General features: G+C 74.5%; 15 protein-coding genes. 3 read left to right on the top strand and 12 right to left on the bottom strand.

The window, feature by feature from the left end:
• Positions 1-47: 47 nt before the first annotated feature.
• Positions 48-1,511, top strand: a complete 1,464-nt coding sequence (locus ACGFX4_RS05645) for a PspC domain-containing protein (RefSeq protein WP_393070524.1) — start codon at positions 48-50, stop codon at positions 1,509-1,511.
• The gene (locus ACGFX4_RS05640; RefSeq protein ID WP_393070522.1) at positions 1,508-1,708 is read left to right on the top strand and encodes a hypothetical protein; all 201 of its coding nucleotides are present in this window, start codon (positions 1,508-1,510) and stop codon (positions 1,706-1,708) included. Before ACGFX4_RS05645 ends, ACGFX4_RS05640 begins: the two co-directional genes overlap by 4 nt.
• Positions 1,709-1,724: 16 nt before the next feature.
• Here ACGFX4_RS05640 and ACGFX4_RS05635 read toward each other — a convergent pair whose 3' ends face one another.
• The 9 genes from ACGFX4_RS05635 to ACGFX4_RS05595 form a co-directional block, all read right to left on the bottom strand.
• Complete coding sequence (locus tag ACGFX4_RS05635) at positions 1,725-2,759, bottom strand: Rieske 2Fe-2S domain-containing protein (RefSeq protein ID WP_393070520.1); 1,035 nt, start codon at positions 2,757-2,759, stop codon at positions 1,725-1,727.
• 151 nt (positions 2,760-2,910) lie between these two features.
• A complete protein-coding gene (gene guaA / locus ACGFX4_RS05630; RefSeq protein ID WP_393070721.1) occupies positions 2,911-4,485 on the bottom strand; it encodes a glutamine-hydrolyzing GMP synthase in 1,575 nt (524 codons plus the stop codon).
• An 826-nt stretch (positions 4,486-5,311) separates the two neighbouring features.
• Positions 5,312-6,835: a hypothetical protein gene (locus ACGFX4_RS05625; protein WP_393070518.1), complete on the bottom strand. Its 1,524-nt coding sequence runs from the start codon at positions 6,833-6,835 to the stop codon at positions 5,312-5,314.
• 82 nt (positions 6,836-6,917) lie between these two features.
• A complete protein-coding gene (locus tag ACGFX4_RS05620; protein ID WP_393070516.1) occupies positions 6,918-8,696 on the bottom strand; it encodes a GMC oxidoreductase in 1,779 nt (592 codons plus the stop codon).
• Between the two features lie 32 nt (positions 8,697-8,728).
• On the bottom strand, positions 8,729-10,363 hold the full coding sequence (locus ACGFX4_RS05615; RefSeq protein WP_393070514.1) for a succinic semialdehyde dehydrogenase: 1,635 nt from the start codon (positions 10,361-10,363) through the stop codon (positions 8,729-8,731).
• Between the two features lie 74 nt (positions 10,364-10,437).
• The gene (locus tag ACGFX4_RS05610) at positions 10,438-12,186 is read right to left on the bottom strand and encodes a serine/threonine-protein kinase (RefSeq protein WP_393070512.1); all 1,749 of its coding nucleotides are present in this window, start codon (positions 12,184-12,186) and stop codon (positions 10,438-10,440) included.
• 167 nt (positions 12,187-12,353) lie between these two features.
• Complete coding sequence (locus tag ACGFX4_RS05605; RefSeq protein ID WP_393070510.1) at positions 12,354-13,475, bottom strand: protein kinase; 1,122 nt, start codon at positions 13,473-13,475, stop codon at positions 12,354-12,356.
• Between the two features lie 113 nt (positions 13,476-13,588).
• The gene (locus ACGFX4_RS05600; protein ID WP_393070508.1) at positions 13,589-15,592 is read right to left on the bottom strand and encodes a serine/threonine-protein kinase; all 2,004 of its coding nucleotides are present in this window, start codon (positions 15,590-15,592) and stop codon (positions 13,589-13,591) included.
• Positions 15,593-15,759: 167 nt separating this feature from the next.
• Positions 15,760-16,887 (bottom strand): GuaB3 family IMP dehydrogenase-related protein, encoded by a 1,128-nt coding sequence (locus ACGFX4_RS05595; protein WP_345697527.1) that lies wholly within the window; start codon positions 16,885-16,887, stop codon positions 15,760-15,762.
• Positions 16,888-17,005: 118 nt separating this feature from the next.
• Here ACGFX4_RS05595 and ACGFX4_RS05590 point away from each other — a divergent pair, with 118 nt between their 5' ends.
• Entirely contained in the window at positions 17,006-17,602 is a 597-nt protein-coding gene (locus ACGFX4_RS05590; protein WP_393070505.1) for a hypothetical protein, read from the top strand.
• 53 nt (positions 17,603-17,655) lie between these two features.
• On the opposite strand, the gene guaB is transcribed toward ACGFX4_RS05590, so the two are convergent.
• The 3 genes from guaB to ACGFX4_RS05575 all read right to left on the bottom strand — a co-directional run bounded on the left by guaB (position 17,656) and on the right by ACGFX4_RS05575 (position 20,913).
• Entirely contained in the window at positions 17,656-19,158 is a 1,503-nt protein-coding gene (guaB, locus tag ACGFX4_RS05585) for an IMP dehydrogenase (RefSeq protein ID WP_393070503.1), read from the bottom strand.
• A 273-nt stretch (positions 19,159-19,431) separates the two neighbouring features.
• Positions 19,432-20,127: an RNA polymerase sigma factor ShbA gene (shbA, locus tag ACGFX4_RS05580; RefSeq protein ID WP_393070501.1), complete on the bottom strand. Its 696-nt coding sequence runs from the start codon at positions 20,125-20,127 to the stop codon at positions 19,432-19,434.
• Positions 20,128-20,301: 174 nt separating this feature from the next.
• Complete coding sequence (locus tag ACGFX4_RS05575; RefSeq protein ID WP_014136228.1) at positions 20,302-20,913, bottom strand: response regulator transcription factor; 612 nt, start codon at positions 20,911-20,913, stop codon at positions 20,302-20,304.
• Between the last annotated feature and the right edge of the window lie 76 nt (positions 20,914-20,989).

The following is a 20,989-nucleotide window of genomic DNA, read 5'->3' as shown; positions in this document are numbered from 1 at the left end:
GCGTCCGGCGGTTAAAGAACGCGGCCGGAGCGGCCAGGATGGTGGGTATGACGGACGCCCCTGACAACGAGCGCGAAGAGACCCCGGCGCGACCGCCGTTGACCCGTTCCTCCCGGCACCGGGTGGTGGCGGGCGTCTGCGGCGGCCTCGGCCGCTACCTGGACATCGACCCGGTGGTCTTCCGGGTGGTCGTCGCGGTGCTCGGGCTGACCGGCGGCCTCGGTCTCTTCCTGTACGGCCTGGCCTGGCTGGTGGTCCCGCGCGAGGCCGTCGGCGCCGACGGGGACGACGGCCGCAGCGAGGTGCAGCGGGTGCTGACCGGCCGGGTCGACGGGCAGTCGATCGGCGCGGTGCTGCTGACCGTGATCGGCACCGGGGTGTTCTTCTCCTCGATGGGCGACGGCGACCAGCTGTTCCCGCTGCTGCTGCTCGGCGGCCTGGTGTTCCTGGCGGTCCGCTACGACCCCGAGCGCCGCCGCCGGGCGCACGGCGAGCCCGGCCACGGCCGGCCCGGTGCGAGCACGCCGGGCCCGCGGGACCGGCTGGCCGACTCCGGCGAGCCGGTGGACTGGACGACCTGGGGCCGGCGGCTCTCGGCGGACCTGCGCAACGAGTGGGAGGCGAGGGCGTCGGAGGTGCACGAGCGGATGACGGCGGCTCACCGGGCGCACGCCGAGGCCCGGGAGAGCGGCAAGGTGCCCTCCGACACCCCGCCGGCCGGTCCGAGCGGCTACCTGTGGGACCCGCGGCACCCGGAGCGCAACCCGTACCAGGGGACGACGCCGCCGCCCGGGGCTCCGGCGCAGGCCTGGTGGCAGCGGACCGACCTGCCGGAGGGCGACCCGCTGCGCAAGCGGCCGCTCGACGCGGAGGGCGGGGCCGCGGCGCCGGTGAAGGTGGTGAGGCACCGCTCGTACCTGGGTCCGCTGGCGGTGCTGGCCTCGATCGGGGCGGGCACGGCGGCGTTCCTGGTCGGCCGCGACCACCCGGGTCTGCCGCTCACGGCGGTGCTGGCGGCGGCGCTGCTGCCGCTCGGCCTGGCGATGCTGGTCGGCACCCGGTGGGGCCGGGTGCGGGGGCTGGCCGTGCCGGCGATGGTGCTGACGCTGGCGCTGGCCGGGGCGGCGGGTTCGGCGGCGACGGTCGACTCGACCTTCGGCGACCGGAACTGGACGGTGACGTCGGCGGCCGAGCTGCAGCCGCACTACAGCCTGGGCGCGGGCGACGTGAAGCTGGACCTGTCCGGGCTCGACCCGGCGGGCGCGACGCTCACCACCGAGGTCCGCCTCGGCGCCGGCGATCTGACGGTGACCGTGCCGGACGACGTGGAGGTGCGGCTGACGGTCCGCAACGGCCTGGGCGAGGTGACGCTGCCCGGCGGGGAGAAGATCTCCGGCGGCGGCACCGACCGGGACGTGCAGCTCCATCCGACGGGCGGTCAGGCCGCCAAGGGAACGCTCGACCTCACGGTGCTGGTCGGGCTCGGCGACGCTGAGGTGGTACAGGGATGAGGAAGCACGGGTTCGACCTGTTCTCGCTGGTCGCGGGGGTGCTGTTCACCGGGATCGCGGTGCTGTACCTGGTCGCGGCGGCGACCGACCACGAGGTGGCCGGGCACCTGGTGGTGCCGGTCGCGGTGGTGACGCTGATGGCCGCCGGCCTCGGCGGGGCGGTGGTGGCGATGGCCCGGCGGGGCCGCGGCCGCTGACCCGCCGGGGCCCGGGTCAGCTCTGCTTGGCGCCGAGCTCCAGCTGGTCGCCGTTCTTGGTGACGGTGTACTTGGGCAGCGGCTTGGTGGCCGGGCCGGTGATCACCGCTCCGGTGGTGGCATTGAACTTGGAGCCGTGGCACGGGCAGTACAGCTCGCCGTTCTTCGGCGCGTTGACGGTGCAGCCGGAGTGGGTGCAGATCGAGGAGAAGCCGCAGTACTGGCCGGCGGTCGGCTGCACGATGTACACCGCGTCGCCCGTCCCGGGCTCCTGCACCTGCGCCGAGCCGCCGACCGGCACCGAGGCGGCCGCCACGGTCACCTTCGCCCCGCCGGAGGCCCCGCCCGACGCGCCACCGGACGCGGCCGGCGCCGGGGCGGTGGAGCCGGGCGTGGCCGCGACCGGGGCGGTGTCCTTCTTCCGGACGAAGGTGGCGGTCAGCGAGCCGGCCAGCAGCCCGGCGCCGCCGAGCGCGACCGCCGCGATGCCGCCGTCGAGCAGTGAGCGCCGGCGCACCGCGGCGTCGTCCAGGCCCCGGCGCCGGTCGCGCCGCGCCCGGGCGGCCAGGTAGCCGTCGACCGAGAGGTACGGGGTGCCGGCCAGCAGCAGCGGCGTCCACGCGAAGAGGTAGGCGAGGTCGTTGCCCAGGTAGTACGGGCTGACGCCCCAGCTGACGGTCAGCCAGAGGGTGGCGCTGAGCGCGGCGCCGCCGGCCGCGGCGACCCGGCCCCAGAGGCCGAACAGGGTGCCGAGGCCGACCGCCAGCTCGCCGAAGGCGATCAGCAGGCCGAAGAGGGTCGGCGCGGACAGCGCCGGGCCGAGCAGGAAGCCGATCGGGCTGCTCCCCTTGACCGCCTGGGTCTGGGAGTAGAAGGACGCCGCGTCCCCGGCGCCGGCCAGGTAGTGGGAGTCGGAGAGTTTGTCGAAGGCCGCGTAGACGAAGGTCACGCCGAGGAAGAGCCGCAGCGGCAGCAGTGCGTACGTGGAAGCGGTCTCCTTCCAGCCGGCAGCTCTGTCCGTCGTCCGCTGGTCGCCATGCCCGCCCGTCATGCCGCTGCCTCTCGCTCACCACCGGTCGACTTCCGACCGGTTCCGGTCCGATTCTGCCTTCTCGTGTGCACACACGGCGCACACACGGCCGCGCCGCCACTCCCTTGTCGTACGGGAGCGGCGGCGCGGCCGATTCGAACGCGTGGGGAGACTACTCCCACTCGATGGTGCCCGGCGGCTTGCTGGTGACGTCCAGCACCACGCGGTTCACGTCGCGGACCTCGTTGGTGATCCGGGTGGAGATCTTCGCCAGCACCTCGTACGGCAGGCGCGACCAGTCGGCGGTCATCGCGTCCTCGGAGGAGACCGGGCGGAGCACGATCGGGTGGCCGTAGGTGCGGCCGTCGCCCTGGACGCCGACCGAGCGGACGTCGCCGAGCAGGACGACCGGGCACTGCCAGATCTCACGGTCCAGGCCGGCCGCGGTCAGCTCCTCGCGGGCGATCGCGTCCGCGTCGCGGAGCAGGTCCAGGCGCTCCTTGGTGACCTCGCCGACGATCCGGATGCCCAGGCCCGGGCCGGGGAACGGCTGGCGCTGGACGATCTCCTCCGGCAGGCCGAGCTCCTGGCCGACCATCCGGACCTCGTCCTTGAACAGCTTGCGCAGCGGCTCGACCAGCTGGAACTCGAGGTCCTCGGGCAGGCCGCCGACGTTGTGGTGGGACTTGATGTTGGCGGTGCCGGTGCCGCCGCCGGACTCCACCACGTCCGGGTACAGGGTGCCCTGGACCAGGAACTCCACCGCCGGACCCTCGTCCGCGATGATGTCGGCCTGGGCCTGCTCGAAGACCCGGATGAACTCCCGGCCGATGATCTTGCGCTTCTCCTCGGGGTCCGAGACGCCCTTGAGGGCGTTCAGGAAGCGCTCCTCGGCGTCCACGACCACCAGCTTGACGCCGGTCGCGGCCACGAAGTCCTTCTCGACCTGCTCGGTCTCGCCCTTGCGCATCAGGCCGTGGTCGACGTAGACGCAGGTCAGGCGGTCGCCGATGGCGCGCTGCACCAGCGCGGCGGCGACGGCGGAGTCCACGCCGCCGGACAGGCCGCAGATGGCGCGCTTGTCGCCGACCTGCTCGCGGATCAGCGCGACCTGCTCGTCGACCACGTTGACCGTGGTCCAGTTCGGGGCGATGCCGGCGCCGCGGTACAGGAAGTGCTCCAGCACCTGCTGGCCGTACTCGGAGTGCATGACCTCCGGGTGGTACTGCACGCCGTACAGCTTCAGCGTGTCGTTCTCGAAGGCGGCGACCGGCACCACGTCGGTGGAGGCGGTGACGGTGAAGCCCTCGGGCGCGGCGGAGCAGGCGTCGCCGTGCGACATCCACACCGACTGCTGCGCCGGGGTGCCCTCGAACAGGGTGGAGCCGGTGCGGGAGACGGACAGCGGGGTGCGGCCGTACTCGCGGGCGCCGCTGTTGTCGACGGTGCCGCCGAGCGTCACGGCCATCAGCTGGAAGCCGTAGCACATGCCGAAGACCGGGACGCCGGCCTCGAAGAGCGCCCGGTCGATCTGCGGCGCGCCCTCCTCGTAGACCGACGACGGACCGCCGGAGAGGATGATCGCCTTCGGGTTCTTGGCGAGCATCTCGGCGACCGGCATGCTGCTCGGCACGATCTCGCTGTAGACCCTCGCCTCACGCACCCGACGGGCGATGAGCTGGGCGTACTGGGCACCGAAGTCGACCACCAGGACGGTGTCGTTCTCAGGTACGGACTGAACGGGAATAGCAGAGGACACGGACGGCCTTCCGGCAGCGGTGTGGGGAGTGTCTGGGGTCGAGTCTACCGGGCTGCTCGAACGCCCCCGGTTCACTCGTCTGCCGACCCGGCGCGCCGTGACCGGCCGGGGTGCCGAATCGTTGCACCCGGCAGACCGTACGACCGCCGCGCGGCCAGCCAGGAAGCGGGCGGTGGGTACGGAGAACCACGCGTGGATCAACACTCCGGTCCACCGGTGCGCGTGGCGGGCACGGGCCCGCCGTGGGACCGCGCTCCGGTGCTGCGGTCGGGTCAGCAGGGGACAGCGACCCCCGACCGCGACCGGGCGGACCCGGGGGTGTGGTGGCCGGTACCGGTGCCGGCCGCCACACCCCTTCGGACCGCCCGCCCCGGCGTACGCCCCAGTGCGCCCCCACCTGCCGAGTACTACGCACCGTGACTGCCCGTCGGCTCCCGGACGGGCCGGTCCGGGGCGGCCCGTCCGAAATTGGACTGTGCCGAAGTGCGTCGAATCGGTTGCACAGTACGGCCTTCTTCCAGCACGATGCTGATGTGGGGGGCCACCGGACCACCGATCCGGTCCACCCGAAGACCGTTGACGAGAACGGTTATCACCTCACGCTCCGTGAGCCCCACGGTCCGCGCGCGTGCCACAGACCATTCGACGAGACGGCGCTCCTCCCCCGGCGCCGTCACCCCAGCACCGGCGCAGCCCTGACGCCGCGTGCTGAGCGACAAAGGGCCCCGTTCCCCCGCGGGGCCCTTTGCCCTGCCCGGCCCTTTGCCCGGCCCTTTGCCCTGCCCGGCCGCTCCGCCGGCCGCCCCGCGCGGGTTCAGTCGCCGACCGGCCGCCGGTAGGCGGCGTGCGCGTCCCCGCCGGCGGGCGCGGGCACCGGCGCCGGCTCGTCCGGCAGCACCGCCCCGACCTGCTCGACCTGGGCCGGCTCCGCCCCCTCCGCCGGGACGACGGGCGGCGCGGGCCGGAGCGAGGAGACCCCGCTGAACGCGCCGAGCGCGGCCCAGAACACGCTCGCCAGCAGGACGGTTCCCGCCGCCCACCCGGTGGAGAGGTCGACCGACTGGCCGTTGCGGACGGCCTCCGCGCCGAACTCGTCGGGGCTGTCCTGGGAGAAGGTGAGCGTGGCCGAGGCCGCCAGGGTCAGCCCGCAGAGCACCGCGCCGTGCACCGCCGCGAGCTTCAGCCGGTCCGCCGGGCCGAGGGCCGCGCGGCGGGCGAGCACCGCGAGCAGCACCGCGCAGGCCAGTGGCAGCAGCACCAGCCACCACAGGTGCGGGGACCTGCCGTCGAGGTCGAACAGCGAGACGAAAACCTGCTCGCCGGTCCCGAGATAGCCGCCCTCGGGCGCGATGGCCTCGGCGCCGGAGCCGAGGCCCAGCACGAACATGCCGACGTTCGCGCCGAGCAGCGAGCGGGTCCAGCTCTCCCCGTCGAACGCGGCGAAGACCCAGCCGACCACGGCGGCCAGGCCCAGGGTGGCCGCGGCCGCCCGGGCCGAGATGCCCGCCGCGGTGAGCCAGCCGTCGAGCGCGCGGCGCCGGCCGGCCTCCGCGCGCAGCGCGTCCCGGCCGTAGGTGGCGAAGGCGAGCAGGCCGGCGGCGAGGGCGAAGGTCAGGGCCGCCTGCCAGGCCACCGCCCCCGCGTCGATCCCGGTGTAGCGGTCCATGTCCTCGTCGGTGCCGACCGCGATCCGCACGCCGCCGACGGTGGCCAGCAGCCAGGCGATCAGGCCCGCGGCGAGGGCGGTCCGGGCTGCCTCGACCCCCGCCTCGCGCAGCGAGGGCGCGGCGCCGGCCCGGACCCGGGCGCGCAGGGCCCGCCGCACGGTGAGGCGGAGCAGCAGCAGCCAGCCCAGCGACACCACGAGCGGCACGGCCCGCAGTTCGGTGGTGGTGCCGAAGGAGACCGCGCCGCCCTCGAACACGACGGTCGAGTGCCACGGCGCCCCGAAGGCGGTGAGGACGAAGGCGAGCCAGGTGCCGTAGTGCTCCGCGTAGTCTCCGCCGCTGCGGATCAGCCAGCCGCTCGCGGCACCGGCGAGGAGCAGCGGGAGGGCGAGCAGCAGCGCGGTCGGCAGCAGCAGGGTGCGGGGCGCGACGAGCCAGGCCCGGTCGAAGCGCAGGCGCTCGCCGCGGGCGTGGTGCACCACGCCCTTGCCCCAGTGCGAGGTGGCCGGTGCGCCGCCGGTCTCCTCCACCACCTCGCCGATGGCCGGCCCGGCGCCGCCGAGGACGGCGCCGGGGCCGGAGTCGTCACCGGTGGCGAAGGCGGTGCCGCAGGAGGCGCACCGCCGGGTGCCCTCCGGTGAGCCCGCCCCGCAGACCATGCAGATCGCCATGCCGTCCCGCCCCCGCCCCGTAGCCCTGTGGTTCACCGGAAGGGCTGTTATATCCCATGGGGCCGCGGGGGCTGTCGGACGCTCAGGCCTCGGTGCGCTTCGGCACCTCCGGGACGGCGAGCAGCGGCAGCCTGAGCGCGCCGAAGGCGTTCTCGGGGACGGCGGGCCGCTCCGGCGCGACCGACCGGACGCGGCGGTAGTCCTCGCCCTGGGCGGGGCGCGGGTCGGCCTCGCCGCGGTTGGGCCACATCGACATGGCGCGCTCGGCCTGGGCGGTGATGGTCAGTGAGGGGTTGACGCCGAGGTTGGCGGAGACCGCGGAGCCGTCCACCACGCTGATCCCGGGGTAGCCGTAGAGGCGGTGGTAGGGGTCGACGACGCCGGTCTCGGCGCTGTCGCCGATCGGGCAGCCGCCGAGGAAGTGCGCGGTCATCGGGATGTCGAAGATCTCGCCGACGGTGGAGCCGGGGAAGCCGTTGATCGACTCGGCGAGCGCCTTGGCGCCCTCCTCGGCGGCCGGGATCCAGGTCGGGTTGGGTGCGCCGTGGCCCTGGCGGGAGGTCAGCTTGCCCTTGCCGGTGCCGGACTTCTTCAGCGAGACGGTGAGCGAGTTGTCCAGCGACTGCATCACCAGGCCGATGATGATCTTCTCGGACCAGCGGTGCTGGTTCATCGACTGGGCGAAGATCCACGGGTGGCGGGCGGCGGTCAGCGCGTACCGCAGCCAGCGCGGGCCGCGCCCGGCGCCGGGGACCTGCTGGATGGAGAGCGCGCCCATCGCGTTGGAGCCCTTGCCGTAGCGGACCGGCTCGATGTGGGTGTTCGCGTCCGGGTGGATGGACGAGGTGATGGCGACGCCCTTGGTGAAGTCGACCCGCTCCCCGTACCGCCGGTCGGTGGTCTGCGCGCCGACCAGCGCCTCGGAGTTGGTGCGGGTCAGCTCGCCGAGCCGGCCGGAGATCGCGGGCAGGTGGCCGCCCTCGCGCATCCGGTGCAGCAGGGTCTGGGTGCCGTAGGTGCCGGCCGCGACCACCACCCGGGCGGCGGTGATGGTGCGGGCGCCGGCCTTCTTCGGGTCCTTCGAGCGCGAGTCGGTGCGCCGTACGTCCACGGCGTAGCCCTCGCCGTGCGGGCGCAGCCGGGCGACGGTGGTCAGCGGGTGGATCTCGGCGCCGTTCCGCTCGGCGAGGTGGAGGTAGTTCTCGGTGAGCATGTTCTTGGCGCCGTGCCGGCAGCCGGTCATGCACTCGCCGCACTCCACGCAGGCCTTGCGGCTGGGGCCGGCGCCGCCGAAGTACGGGTCGGGGACCTCGGCGCCGGGGGTGGTCTTGGAGTCGCCGTCGGAGTCCTGGCCGTCGCCGAAGAAGACGCCGACCGGGGCCATGTGGAAGGTGTCCCCGCAGCCCATCTTCTCGGCGGCCTCCTTGAGGTGGACGTCCGAGGGGGTCAGCGTCGGGTTGAGCCGCACGCCCAGCATCCGCTGCGCCTGGTCGTAGAAGGGCGCGAGCTCCTCCTGCCAGTCGGTGATGTGCGCCCACTGGCGGTCCTCGAAGAACGGCTTCGGCGGGACGTACAGGGTGTTGGCGTAGTTGAGCGACCCGCCGCCGACGCCGGCGCCGGCCAGGATCAGCACGTTGCGCAGCAGGTGGATCCGCTGGATGCCGTAGAGGCCCAGGGCCGGGGCCCACAGGTAGTTCCTGGTGTCCCAGGAGTTCTTCGGCAGCTCGTCGCGGCCGAAGCGGCGCCCGGCCTCCAGGACCGCGACCCGGTAGCCCTTCTCGGTGAGCCGCAGCGCGGAGACCGCGCCGCCGAATCCCGAGCCGACCACGACCACGTCGTAGTCGAAACCGCTGTCCGTCATGACCGACTCCTGCTTCTGGGTGTGGTGGTCGTTCACTTGAGCCGGAACGCCTTCATGGCCTTCAGGCCGGTGGTGAAGAGCCGGGCGAACGCCTCGTCGTCCAGGCCCATGGAGGGGCCGATCGGCAGGATCCGCTGCACGGCCACGGTCTGCGCCTCGGTGTAGCGCAGGATGCCCTCGGAGCCGTGCCGCCGGCCGAGGCCGGACTCGCCCATGCCGCCCATCGGCGAGGCGACCGAGCCGTAGGCGGCCGCGTACGCCTCGTTGACGTTGACCGTGCCGGTGCGCAGCCGGGCCGCGACCGCCCGGCCGCGCCGGGTGTCCCTGGTCCAGACGCTGGAGTTCAGGCCGTACGGGGTGGCGTTGGCGGCGGCGACCGCCTCGTCGTCGGTGTCGAAGCGGTAGATCGAGACGACCGGGCCGAAGGTCTCCTCGGCGCAGACCGCCATCTGGGGGGTGACGCCGTCGAGGATGGTCGGCTCGTAGAACAGCGGGCCGAGGTCGGGGCGGGCGCGGCCGCCGGCCAGCACGGTGGCGCCGGCCTTGACCGCCTCCTCGACGTGCCGGCCGACCGTCTCCAGCTGGCGCGGGGAGACCAGCGAGCCCATGTCGGCGCCGTACGCCAGGCCGCCGCCGAGCCGCAGCGCGGCGGTGCGGGCGGCGAACCGGGCCAGGAAGTCCTCGGCGACCGAGCGGTGCACGTACAGCCGCTCGATCGAGATGCACAGCTGGCCGGCGGAGGAGAAGCAGGCCCGGACGGCGCCCTCGGCGGCCCTGTCCAGGTCGGCGTCGGCCAGCACCAGCATGGCGTTCTTGCCGCCGAGCTCCAGGGAGGCGCCGACCAGCCGGGCGGCGGCCTTCTGGGCGACCTCGCGGCCGGTGCGGGTGGAGCCGGTGAAGGCCACGTAGTCGGCCCGGTCGACCACCTCGGGGCCGACCACCGGGCCGTCGCCGAGCACGATCTGCCAGATCTCGGCGGGCAGCCCGGCCTCGACGAACAGCTCGCGGGCCCACAGCGCGGTGAGCGCGGTCTGGGTGTCCGGCTTGTTGACCACCGCGTTGCCGGCCACGAAGGCGGGCAGCGCGTCGCCGACCGACAGCTCGAAGGGGTAGTTCCACGGCGAGATCTGGCCGACCACGCCCTTGGGGCGGCGCGCCTCGACGGCACTGGTCAGGCCGGGCACCGCGCCGCCGCGGCGGCGGTCGCGCAGGTAGGAGGCGGCCTTGCGGCCGTAGTGGCGGGCGGCCGAGGCGACCGCCATCACCTCCTCGAAGGCGTGCAGCCGGGCCTTGCCGGTCTCGGCCTGGATCAGGTCCAGCACCTCGTCCTGCCGCTTCAGCAGCAGGTCGTGGAAGCGCAGCAGCACCGCGGCCCGCCGGCGCACCGGCAGCGCCGCCCAGGCCGGCTGCGCCGCCCGGGCCTGCCGGAAGGCCCGCTCGACGTCGACCGGCCCGGAGAGCGGCAGCTCGGCCAGCTTCTCGCCGGTCAGCGGGGCGATGGTGTCGGCGGTACCGGCGCTGCCGTCCGCGGTGACGCCCCGGGCCAGCCGGGCGATCACGGCGGGCGTGACCGCCGCGCCGACCGTGCGCCCGCCGCCGGGGGCCGCGGGGTTGCGCCCGGCCGTGCCGGCGGCGGGGGCCTGTGCGTCTGCCGAGATGTCCGTCATGGCGGACACCCTAGGCGCTCCGCGCGCCGTTGTGTACCCGTCGGTAACAGGAAATGCTCTGTGTCGGAGTTACCTCAGCGGGTGGGCGCGAAACTGTTGAGGACGGTGGTGAAGCGGCGCTGCAGCGCCGTCCAGTCCTTCTCCGGACCGGAGATGTACACCGCGTACGAGGTGCCGTCGGTGTCCCGGAACTCCGCCTCCTTCGCCCGCCGGCGCGAGCCGTCCTTCGCGGTGTACGAGAACTCCCACACCGCGCCCTCCCGGTCGTTGATCCGGGCGGCGGACATGCTCAGCGACTGGTAGTCCTTGAGGCTCTTGCTGACCGCCGTCTCCATCTCCTTGAAGTGCTCGCGCGGGGTCAGCGGCTGCCCGACCGTCACCGCGAACTGCAGGTAGTGCACCTTGGCGTCCGGGCTGTAGTAGACCTGCCCGTTCTCCTCGGTGCGCAGCCACTGCTGGTCGGTGGGCAGCAGGAAGCGGAAACCCTCGACGTCGTCCCGCCAGGTCCAGCCGGCCGGCGCCGGGTCGCCCGACGCGATCGGGTCCACCGCGGTCACCGACGGGTTCGGGTCGCCGCCCGGGCCCTCGGCGCGGTTCTGCAGCACCGCCCAGGCGCCGCCGCCCGCGACCAGGGCCAGCACCAGCGCGCCGCCCAGCAGCACCGGCAGCCGGCGCCGACGACGGGCCGGACGCGGGCCCACCGCGGGGACCTGCTCGGTCGGCGCGCCCGGCAGGGCGGCCGCGGTCGCGCCGGGAGCCCCGGGACCTGCGGGAACACCGGGAGCACCGGGAGCACCGGGAGCACCGGGGACACCGGGAACACCGGGGACGGCCGGGACGGCGGGTGCGGTGGCGGCGGTGGGCGAGGCCGCCCCGTCCGCCGCGGGTCCGGCGGCCGGCGGGTCGACCCGGTCCACCACCGGCACGTACTGGGTGGGCACCCGGGACGGCTCCGCCGGGCCCGGCCCGGACGCCCGGATGCCCAGCGTCGCCCCGGCCGCGACCTCGCGCAGCATCCGCAGCGCCTCGTCCGCGCCCGGCCGCCCGGCCGGGTCCTTGCCCATCAGTGCGGCCAGCACCGGCGCCAGCGCGCCCGCCCGGTGCGACTCCGGCAGCGGCTCGTCGACCACCGCCGCGAGGGTGCCCAGCGGCGTGTCCCGGCGGAACGGGGACGTCCCCTCCACCGCGGTGTACAGCGTCGCGCCGAGCGCCCACAGGTCCGAGGCCGGGCCCGGCCGGTGGCCCTGGGCCCGCTCCGGCGCGAGGTAGTCCGGGGAGCCGACCAGATCGCCCGGCCGGGTCAGCTCGATGCCCGCGCCCTCGAACTTGGCGATGCCGAAGTCCAGCAGCACCACCCGCCCGGTGCCGTGCTCCAGCAGCACATTGGCCGGCTTCACGTCCCGGTGCAGCACACCGAGCTGGTGCCCCCGGTGCAGCGCGGCCAGCACCTGCACCCCGACCTCGGCGGCCTCGCGCGGACTCAGCGCGCCGTCCTCGGAGACCACGGCGGACAGCGGGCGGCCGTCCACCAGCTCCATCACGATCCACGGGCGGCCGTCCTGCTCCACCACGTCGTGGATGGTGATCACCCCCGGATGCTTGATCCGCGCGGCGGCTCTCGCCTCGCGCTTCATCCGGGACTGGAGGATCTCCAGGTCCTCCTCCGACAGGTGGCTGACGGTCAGCTCCTTGACCGCCACCTCCCGGTCCAGCATCTCGTCCCGAGCCCGCCAGACGGTCCCCATCCCGCCCCGGCCCAGCCGCTCCCCCAACGCGTACCGGCCCGCGAGCACCCGGCCCGTCGACTGGTCCTGAAAACCCATCTGGCGACCGCTCCCCCTCATCACCCCGCCGCCGCTCCGGCGGAGGGCCGGTGCACCGCAGTCACCGCAACGTCTCTTTCCGGGCCCAGCCTATGCGGCACATCACACGCCCGTACGGTCGCCCCGGCCCGTCCCGCAACCGTGGCCGCGGCGCGACCGCGCCCGGCTCAGCCCGCGAACGCCACCACTGCCGCCAGCGCCGCGACCAGCGCCAGCACCACCCCGCCCACCAGCAGCGGGCCGAGCAGCGCCGGCGGCACCCGCGGCGGCCGCCGGAGCTCCACCTCGGCGCGGTGCTCCGCACCCTGACGATCCGTCCGCCGCACAGCCCGGGCCCCGCGCGGCCGGGGCACCAGCGGACCGGCCGGCGGCCGCAGCACCGGCAGCAGCGGCGCCGGCACCGCCCCCGCGCCGAACGGCTCGGGCGCACCCGCCAGCACCGTCCGCAGCTCCTGCCGCACCGCCGCCGCGTCCGGCCGCAGCCCCGCCTCCGGCTGCAGCAGCCGCTCGACCAGCGGCCGCAGCACCCCGCAGCCGTCCGCCGGACGGAACCGGCCGTCGCGCACCGCGCCGAGCAGCGTCGGCAGGTCCTGCTCCGGGTAGGGCCCGTACCCGGACAGCAGCCGGTACAGCAGCACCCCGAGCGCCCAGCAGTCGGCCGGCGCGCCCGCGTCGATCGGCCACCGCTCCGCCCGCGCCCCCACCAGCAGCGCCCGGGCCTCGTACACCCGGCGCGGCACCGGGCCGCCGACCGCCTGGCAGAGCTCCTCCTCCGCGGCGCCGCGCAGCAGCCCGCCGAGCACCGCCGCGCCGTCCTCGCACACCACCACCGCCTCGGCGGTCAGGTTGCCGTGCGTCAGACCGGTGCGGTGCAGCGCCTCCAGCGCGCCCGCCAGGTCCGCGGCGATCTCCGCCACCCGGTACGGGGAGACCGGCCCGTTGCCGGCCAGCCGGGAGAGCGGCTCACCCGGCAGCCGCTCCTCCGCGACCCACAGCAGCCCGCCCTCGGGCACCGCCCCCAGGCCGCGCAGCAGTCGCGGATGGTCCGGCGCGGCCGCGGCCACCGCGGCCACCCGCTCGGCCACCCGAGGCCCCTGGCCGGGCTGCTCCTCCATCTCGGGCCGCAGCGGGTCGAGGAACTCGGGGAGCTCCAGCGCGGACAGCGTCACCAGCGCGCCGCCCACCGCGTCCCGCGCGGGGACGCCCGCCGACGGGTGCGCCGGCACCTCGGCCGGACGGTCCGTCACCCGGTACCGCCCGCCCACCACCTGCCCCGGGACCGCTCGCATTCCCATCCCTCCCCGCCGCCCTCTCGGGCCAGGGTACGGCGCCCGCCGCCGAAACGGCCGCCGTCCGCCGCCGTACCGCCGCGCCCGCACCCCTCGGGCCGGCCGCGCCGGCGCTACGGCGCCGGTTCGAAGGTGTCGTACGAGACCTGCCGCGCCTGCGAGTTGGCCGGCAGGCTCCAGTCCGACTCGGGCATGGTCCAGTAGATCGCGTAACCGTACTTGCCGCCGCCGGTCACGAAGCCCCGGTTGAGCGAGTGCTGGGTGGCGCCGCTCTTGCCGGAGTACGTCCACTCCCAGTCGGCCGCGTTGGTCCAGGTCCGGAAGGTCATGCCCTCGACCCGGACCCGCCGGTAGTTGCTGAAGTTGGCCGACCGGTCGGAGTCCTGCCAGTCCTTCAGGGCGCTGCCGCCCGCCGGGCTCCGCCAGTCGATCACCAGGCGCACGCCGCGGCCCTCGAAACGCCGGCTGGTCTCGTCGTAGTCCGGACCCTTGTCCGCGAGCCAGTCCGGCAGGGCTATGGAGAAGCCCGAGGCGTCCTTGAAGGTGGCGAACCCGGCCGGCAGCGTGCCGCCCGCCGAGGTGCCCCCGGACGCCGCCCCGCCGCCCTGCGACGAGCCACCGCCCTGCGGCGAGGCCGCCGGGGCCGGGGTCGAGGCCGCCGGGCTCGCCGGGGCGCCCGGGGTGCCCGAGGCGCCCGTCCCACCGGTACCGGCGGTACCGGCGGCCGACGCCTGGGCCGAGGCCGAGGCCGGCGCGCCGTCGGCGGAGGTCCTGCCGTCCGGATCGCCGTCCCCCAGCAGCGCGACCAGCCCGGCGACCAGCGCCAGGACCGCGACCAGGGCCGCGCCGGCGAGCAGCGCGGTCCGCCGCCGGTCCGCGGTCAGCCGGACGCCGACCGCGGCGAACAGGCCGGTCTCCGCCTCGGCGGGCTCCACCACGGCGTTCGCCGCGCCGGGCGCGCCGACGCCGGCCGCCGGAGCGGGCGCGCCGCTCACGACGTCCGCGCCGTGCGGAACGCCCGCACCGCCCGCACCGCCCGCCGCGGCCACCGCACCGCCGGCGGCGCTCCCGCCCCGGACCGCGCCCGGAGCACGCCGGACGCTCACGCCCCGCGAGGCGGTCGCGGGCCGCGCAGCGCCCTGCGGGGCGCGGGAGGCCTGCTCGGCACCGGCCTTCGCCGCGCCGTCGGCCTTCGCCTTCGCAGCCGACCCGGACGCCGCCGCCCCGGCCGCGGCCGCCACCGGGGCCGGCACCGCCTGCTGCGTGGTCGCCTCCGCGCGGGCCGCGCCGTCCGCGACGATCCGCTTGAGCATCGCCCGGGTGGCCGCCGCGTCGAGGCGCTCGGCCGGGTCCTTGGCCAGCAGGCCCTCGATCACCGGTGCCAGCGGGCCGGCGTTCGCCGGCGTCTCCAGCTCCTCGGTCATCACGGCGGTCAGCGTGGCCAGCGCGGAGCCGCGGTCGTACGGCGGCTTGCCCTCGACCATCGCGTACAGCGTGCCGCCGAGCGACCAGAGGTCGGCGGGCGGGCCGGGCTTCTGGCCGCGCGCCCGCTCGGGCGAGATGTAGGAGGGGGCGCCGACCAGCATGCCGGTGGAGGTGATCGAGGTGTCGCCCTCGACGCTGGCGATGCCGAAGTCGGTGAGGACCACCCGCCCGTCCTCGCCGATCAGCACGTTGGACGGCTTCACGTCGCGGTGCAGCACGCCCTGGGCGTGCGCGGCGCCGAGCACGCCCAGCAGGTCGAGCGCGATCTCCGCGGCCCGGACCGGCGTGAGGGTGCCGTCGTCCTTGATCACCTCGGCGAGCGAGCGGGACTCCACCAGCTCCATCACGATCCAGGGCCGCTCGTCCTCCTCGACCACGTCGAAGACGGTGACGGCGGCGGTGTGCCGGATCCGGGCGGTGGCCTTGGCCTCGCGCAGCGTGCGGACGATCAGGCGGTGCTTCTCGTCCTCGTCGACGGCGCCGGTCATCCGCAGTTCCTTGACCGCGACGATCCGGCCGAGCATCTCGTCCTCGGCCCGCCAGACGGTGCCCATGCCGCCCCGGCCGAGCACGTCGTTGAGCCGGTAGCGCCCCGCCAACAGACGGCCGGTGGACTTCTGCGGCTGCGTCATCGGTGCGCTCTCCCCCGTGTGTTACCGGCCAGAGGTTCCATCATCCCCTGTCCGGGCACCCGCTGGCCAACCGGCCCCACCCTTCGCCGCCGCCCGGCCCGCCCGGGCGGGGAAATACGAGGGGCCCCCGCCGGCGGCGGGGGCCCGAATCGTCAACTGACGGATCGTCAGCGGTGGTTGAGCGCCGGGTTGACGGTCACCTCGACCCGCTGGAACTCCTTCAGCTCGGTGTAGCCGGTGGTCGCCATGGCCCGGCGCAGCGCGCCGAACAGGTTCATGGTGCCGTCCGGGGTGTGCGACGGGCCGGTGAGGATCTCCTCGGTGGTGCCGACGGTGCCGAGGTCCACGCGCTTGCCGCGCGGCAGCTCTTCGTGGACCGCCTCCATGCCCCAGTGGTAGCCCTTGCCGGGCGCGTCGGTGGCCCGGGCCAGCGCGGCACCGATCATCACCGCGTCCGCGCCGCAGGCGACGGCCTTCGGGATGTCGCCGCTGTAGCCCACGCCGCCGTCCGCGATGACGTGCACGTAGCGGCCGCCGGACTCGTCCATGTAGTCGCGGCGGGCGGCGGCCACGTCGGCCACCGCGGTCGCCATCGGCACCTGGATGCCCAGCACGCCCCGGGTGGTGTGCGCGGCGCCGCCGCCGAAGCCGACCAGCACGCCGGCCGCGCCGGTGCGCATCAGGTGCAGCGCGGCGGTGTACGTGGCGCAGCCGCCGACGATCACCGGCACGTCGAGCTCGTAGATGAACTGCTTGAGGTTGAGCGGCTCGGCCGCGCCGGAGACGTGCTCGGCGGAGACCGTGGTGCCGCGGATGACGAAGACGTCCACCCCGGCGTCGACGACGGCCTTGGAGAACTCGGCGGTGCGCTGCGGCGAGAGCGCGGCGGCGGTGACCACGCCGGAGTCGCGGACCTGCTTGATCCGCTCCTTGATCAGCTCGGCCTTGATCGGCTCGGCGTAGATCTCCTGCAGGCGACGGGTGGCGGCCACCTCGTCGGAGATCGAGGCGATCTCGTCGAACAGCGGCTGCGGGTCCTCGTAGCGGGTCCACAGGCCCTCGAGGTTCAGCACGCCGAGGCCGCCGAGCTGGCCGATGGCGATCGCCTGGGCGGGCGAGACCACGCTGTCCATCGGGGCCGCGAGGAACGGCAGCTCGAAGCGGTAGGCGTCGATCTGCCAGGCGATCGAGACCTCCTTCGGGTCCCGGGTACGGCGGCTGGGGACGACGGCGATGTCGTCGAAGGCGTACGCCCGTCGGCCGCGCTTGCCTCGCCCGATCTCGATCTCAGTCACTTCGAGCCCTTCTGCAGCTTTCATCTCCCGACCGGGTCACCCCGGCCGCCCACCAGTATCCCGCACCGTCCGGCCCCCTGCCGCGCCCGGCCGAGTGGCGGACGCTTAGGGTTCGCCCATGTTCGCTGCTCTCACCGACGCGTTTCCCGTCACGGCACGGGAAGCGCGGCCCGGGGACCTGTCCGGGTACCCCGATCCCGTCCGCCGCGTGCTCGGCCCGATGGGCGGGACGACCCTGGCCGACGGCCTGTACCGGTTCCACACCGCCGACAGCGCCGCCTCGGCGAACGCCGCCTGCGCCGAGCTGGTCCCGGGCTTCGCCGAGCGGTACGGGGTGTTCGCCTTCGACTGGCTGGGCCGCGAGTTCGCGGTGAACACCGAGGACGGCACGGTGGCCGCGGTGGACTTCGGCTCGGACGAGTTCCTGGAGAGCGAGCTGAGCCTGGACGAGTGGCACGACGTGGTCGCCGCCGAGGCCGACGACCTGCTGCTGCTCGCCCAGTACCTGGAGTGGCGCGCCGCCAACCCGCAGACCGGCCCGCTCGCCTTCGACCAGGTGGTGTGCCACCGCCACCCGCTCTTCCTGGGCGGCGCGGACGAGGTGGACAACCTGGAGCTGAGCGACAAGGACGTGCACCGCACCCTGTTCACCCAGATCGCCGTCCAGGTCCGCGACCTCCCCCCGGGCACCCCGATCCACCTGGACCTGGGCTAGCGCACGCGAAGGGGCGCGGGGTGGAACCCCGCGCCCCCTCGAAGGTCGTACCGTCAGCGGCTGGTGTAGTTCGGCGCCTCGACGGTCATCTGGATGTCGTGCGGGTGGCTCTCCTTGAGGCCGGCGGAGGTGATCCGCACGAACCGGCCCTTGGACTCCATCTCGGCGACGGTGGCGGCGCCCACGTAGCCCATGGTCTGGCGGAGGCCGCCGACCAGCTGGTAGAGCACCGCGGAGAGCGGGCCGCGGTAGGGGACCTGGCCCTCGATGCCCTCGGCGATCAGCTTCTCGTCGGAGGAGACGTCGGCCTGGAAGTAGCGGTCCTTGGAGAAGGACCTCGCCTGGCCGCGGGACTGCATGGCGCCCAGCGAGCCCATGCCGCGGTAGGACTTGAACTGCTTGCCGTTGATGAACAGCAGCTCGCCCGGCGACTCCTCGCAGCCGGCCAGCAGCGAGCCGAGCATCACGGTGTCGGCACCGGCGGCCAGCGCCTTGCCGATGTCGCCGGAGTACTGCAGGCCGCCGTCGCCGATCACCGGCACGCCGGCCGCCTGGCAGGCGAGCGCGGCCTCGTAGATCGCGGTGACCTGCGGGACGCCGATGCCGGCGACCACGCGGGTGGTGCAGATGGAGCCCGGGCCGACACCGACCTTGACGCCGTCCACGCCGGCGTCGATCAGCGCCTGGGCGCCGTCACGGGTGGCGACGTTGCCGCCGACCACGTCGACGCCGACCGCGGCCTTGATCTTGGCGATCCAGGCCAGCGCGTTGTGCGAGTGGCCGTGCGAGGTGTCGACGACCAGGAAGTCCACGCCGGCGCCGACCAGGGCCTGGGCCCGGTCGAAGGCCTCGGCGGAGGCGCCCACGGCGGCGCCGACCAGCAGACGGCCCTCGGCGTCCTTGGCGGCGTTCGGGTACTTCTCGGCCTTGACGAAGTCCTTGACGGTGATCAGGCCCTTGATCCGGCCCTCGTCGTCGACCAGCGGCAGCTTCTCGATCTTGTGGCGGCGCAGCAGCGCCATCGCGTCCTCGCCGGAGATCCCGACCTTGCCGGTGATCAGCGGCATCGGCGTCATGATCTCGGAGACCCGGCGGCTGCGGTCACTCTCGAAGGCCATGTCACGGTTGGTGACGATGCCCAGCAGCTTGCCGTCGGGCGAGGCGACCGGCACGCCGGAGATCCGGAAGCGGGCGCACAGCGCGTCCGCCTCGGCCAGGGTGGCCTCCGGGCCGACGGTGATCGGGTCGGTGACCATGCCGGACTCGGAGCGCTTCACCAGGTCGACCTGGTTGACCTGGTCCTCGATCGACAGGTTGCGGTGCAGCACGCCGACGCCGCCCTGACGGGCCATCGCGATCGCCATCCGCGACTCGGTGACCTTGTCCATCGCCGCGGACAGCAGGGGGATGTTGACCCGCACGTTGCGCGAGACCCGCGAGGAGGTGTCGACCTGGTTGGGGAGCACCTCGGAGGCCCCGGGCAGCAGCAGGACGTCGTCGTACGTGAGTCCGAGCATCGCGAACTTCTCGGGTACGCCTGCGGCGTTGTAAGACATGTGAAGGGGACCTTCCGTGGCGGGCCGTCGATCTCTGTCGCGCCCAGCGAGGGTTTCCGGGCACGTCTCTCTGCTGGGTGGACGGCCGCGGTCGCGGCGACCACCCGCGCGCACCGGCATCGGCCTCGGCCGCCAAGACGCCCGGTGTTTGGAGGAACCTCCGAGGGAACCCCGCTCACACCCACGAAACTTTGGCGACCCGACCAGGCGCCGATACCCCATGGTACTGGTGTCCGGGGGTGTCCCCGTCGCGCCTTCTTGACAACACCGGAGCTACGAGGACTCTTCCGCGAGCGCGCGGAGCCGGCTCAGCGCCCGGTGCTGGGCCACCCGGACGGCGCCCGGCGACATCCCCAGCACCTCACCGGTCTCCTCGGCCGACAGCCCGTCCGCCACCCGCAGCAGCACCAGCTCGCGCTGGCGGGCCGGCAGGTTGGACAGCAGCTCCTTGATCCAGGCGGCGTCGCTGCTCAGCAGCGCCCGCTCCTCCGGGCCGAGCGACTCGTCCGGCGTCTCCGGCAGGTCGTCCGGCGGGATCACCGTCGAGCCGGGCCCGCGCATCGCGGCCCGCTGCAGATCGGCGACCTTGTGCGCGGCGATCCCGTACACGAAGGCCTCGAAGGGACGCCCGGTGTCGCGGTAGCGCGGCAGCGCCACGAACACCGCGACGCAGACCTCCTGCGCGACGTCGTCCACGTGGTGCCTCGCGTTGCCGGGCAGCCGGACCAGCCGGCCCCGGCAGTAGCGCAGCGCCAGCGGGAGGACGTAGCCCAGCAGCGCCTCGATCGCCGGGCCCTCGCCGCGCACCGCGGCCGCGACCAGTTCGGCGATCTCCGGCGAGGTGGAGCCGGCCGGCTGCTTGGCACGACGGTCCGACGCGTACGACGGATCGGCGGCCGGGCCCTCGGGCTCGGGCCGGGCCGGCTCGGGCTGAGCCGCACTCGGGGCGGCTGCCTCGTCGTCGCGCATCGGTCCATGGTGCCTGCTCGGCGCGGAAAACGCGGCACCGCGTCCGGACTTGTGCATCGGAACGTTATGCGTCGCCGCGTGCACCGTGCCGCCTCCCCTGCCTGTCCGCTGGTCCCCGAGGTGCTCCACTCCTCCATGGTGCAGCCTCGGGACCGCAACGTCACACGTCCGCGCTCAGCGGACGAGGCCCCAGCGGAAGCCGAGCGCCACCGCGTGCGCGCGGTCCGAGGCGCCGAGCTTCTTGAACAGCCGCCGGGCGTGGGTCTTCACGGTGTCCTCGGAGAGGAACAGCTCGCGACCGATCTCGGCGTTGCTGCGCCCGTGGCTCATGCCCTCCAGCACCTGGATCTCACGCGCCGTCAGCGTCGGCGCGGCACCCATGTCGGGGCTGCGCAGCCGGCGCGGCGCGAGCCGCCAGGTCGGGTCGGCGAGCGCCTGGGTCACGGTGGCCCGCAGTTCGGCGCGCGAGGCGTCCTTGTGCAGGTACCCGCGGGCGCCGGCGGCGACCGCGAGCGCCACGCCGTCCAGGTCCTCGGCGACGGTGAGCATGATGATGCGGGCGCCCGGGTCGGCCGAGAGCAGTCGGCGGACCGTCTCCACCCCGCCGAGGCCGGGCATCCGGACATCCATCAGAACGAGATCGGAGCGGTCGGCCACCCAGCGGCGGAGGACCTCCTCACCGTTCGTCGCAGTGGTCACCCGGTCGACGCCGGGCACGGTCGCGACCGCTCGGCGAAGCGCCTCCCGGGCGAGCGGGGAATCGTCGCAGACGAGTACGGATGTCATGACCGTCGTCCTCCGCAGCTGATCCGCGTCACGTTGAGCCTCCTGGCTGGTACGAACCTCTCCGACACGGCCGGCC

The organism is Kitasatospora sp. NPDC048365, assembly GCF_043200835.1.
Classification (GTDB): Bacteria; Actinomycetota; Actinomycetes; order Streptomycetales; family Streptomycetaceae; genus Kitasatospora; species Kitasatospora terrestris.
Note: the sequence above shows the minus strand (reverse complement) of the source record. Positions and strands in the feature narration are given on the sequence as shown.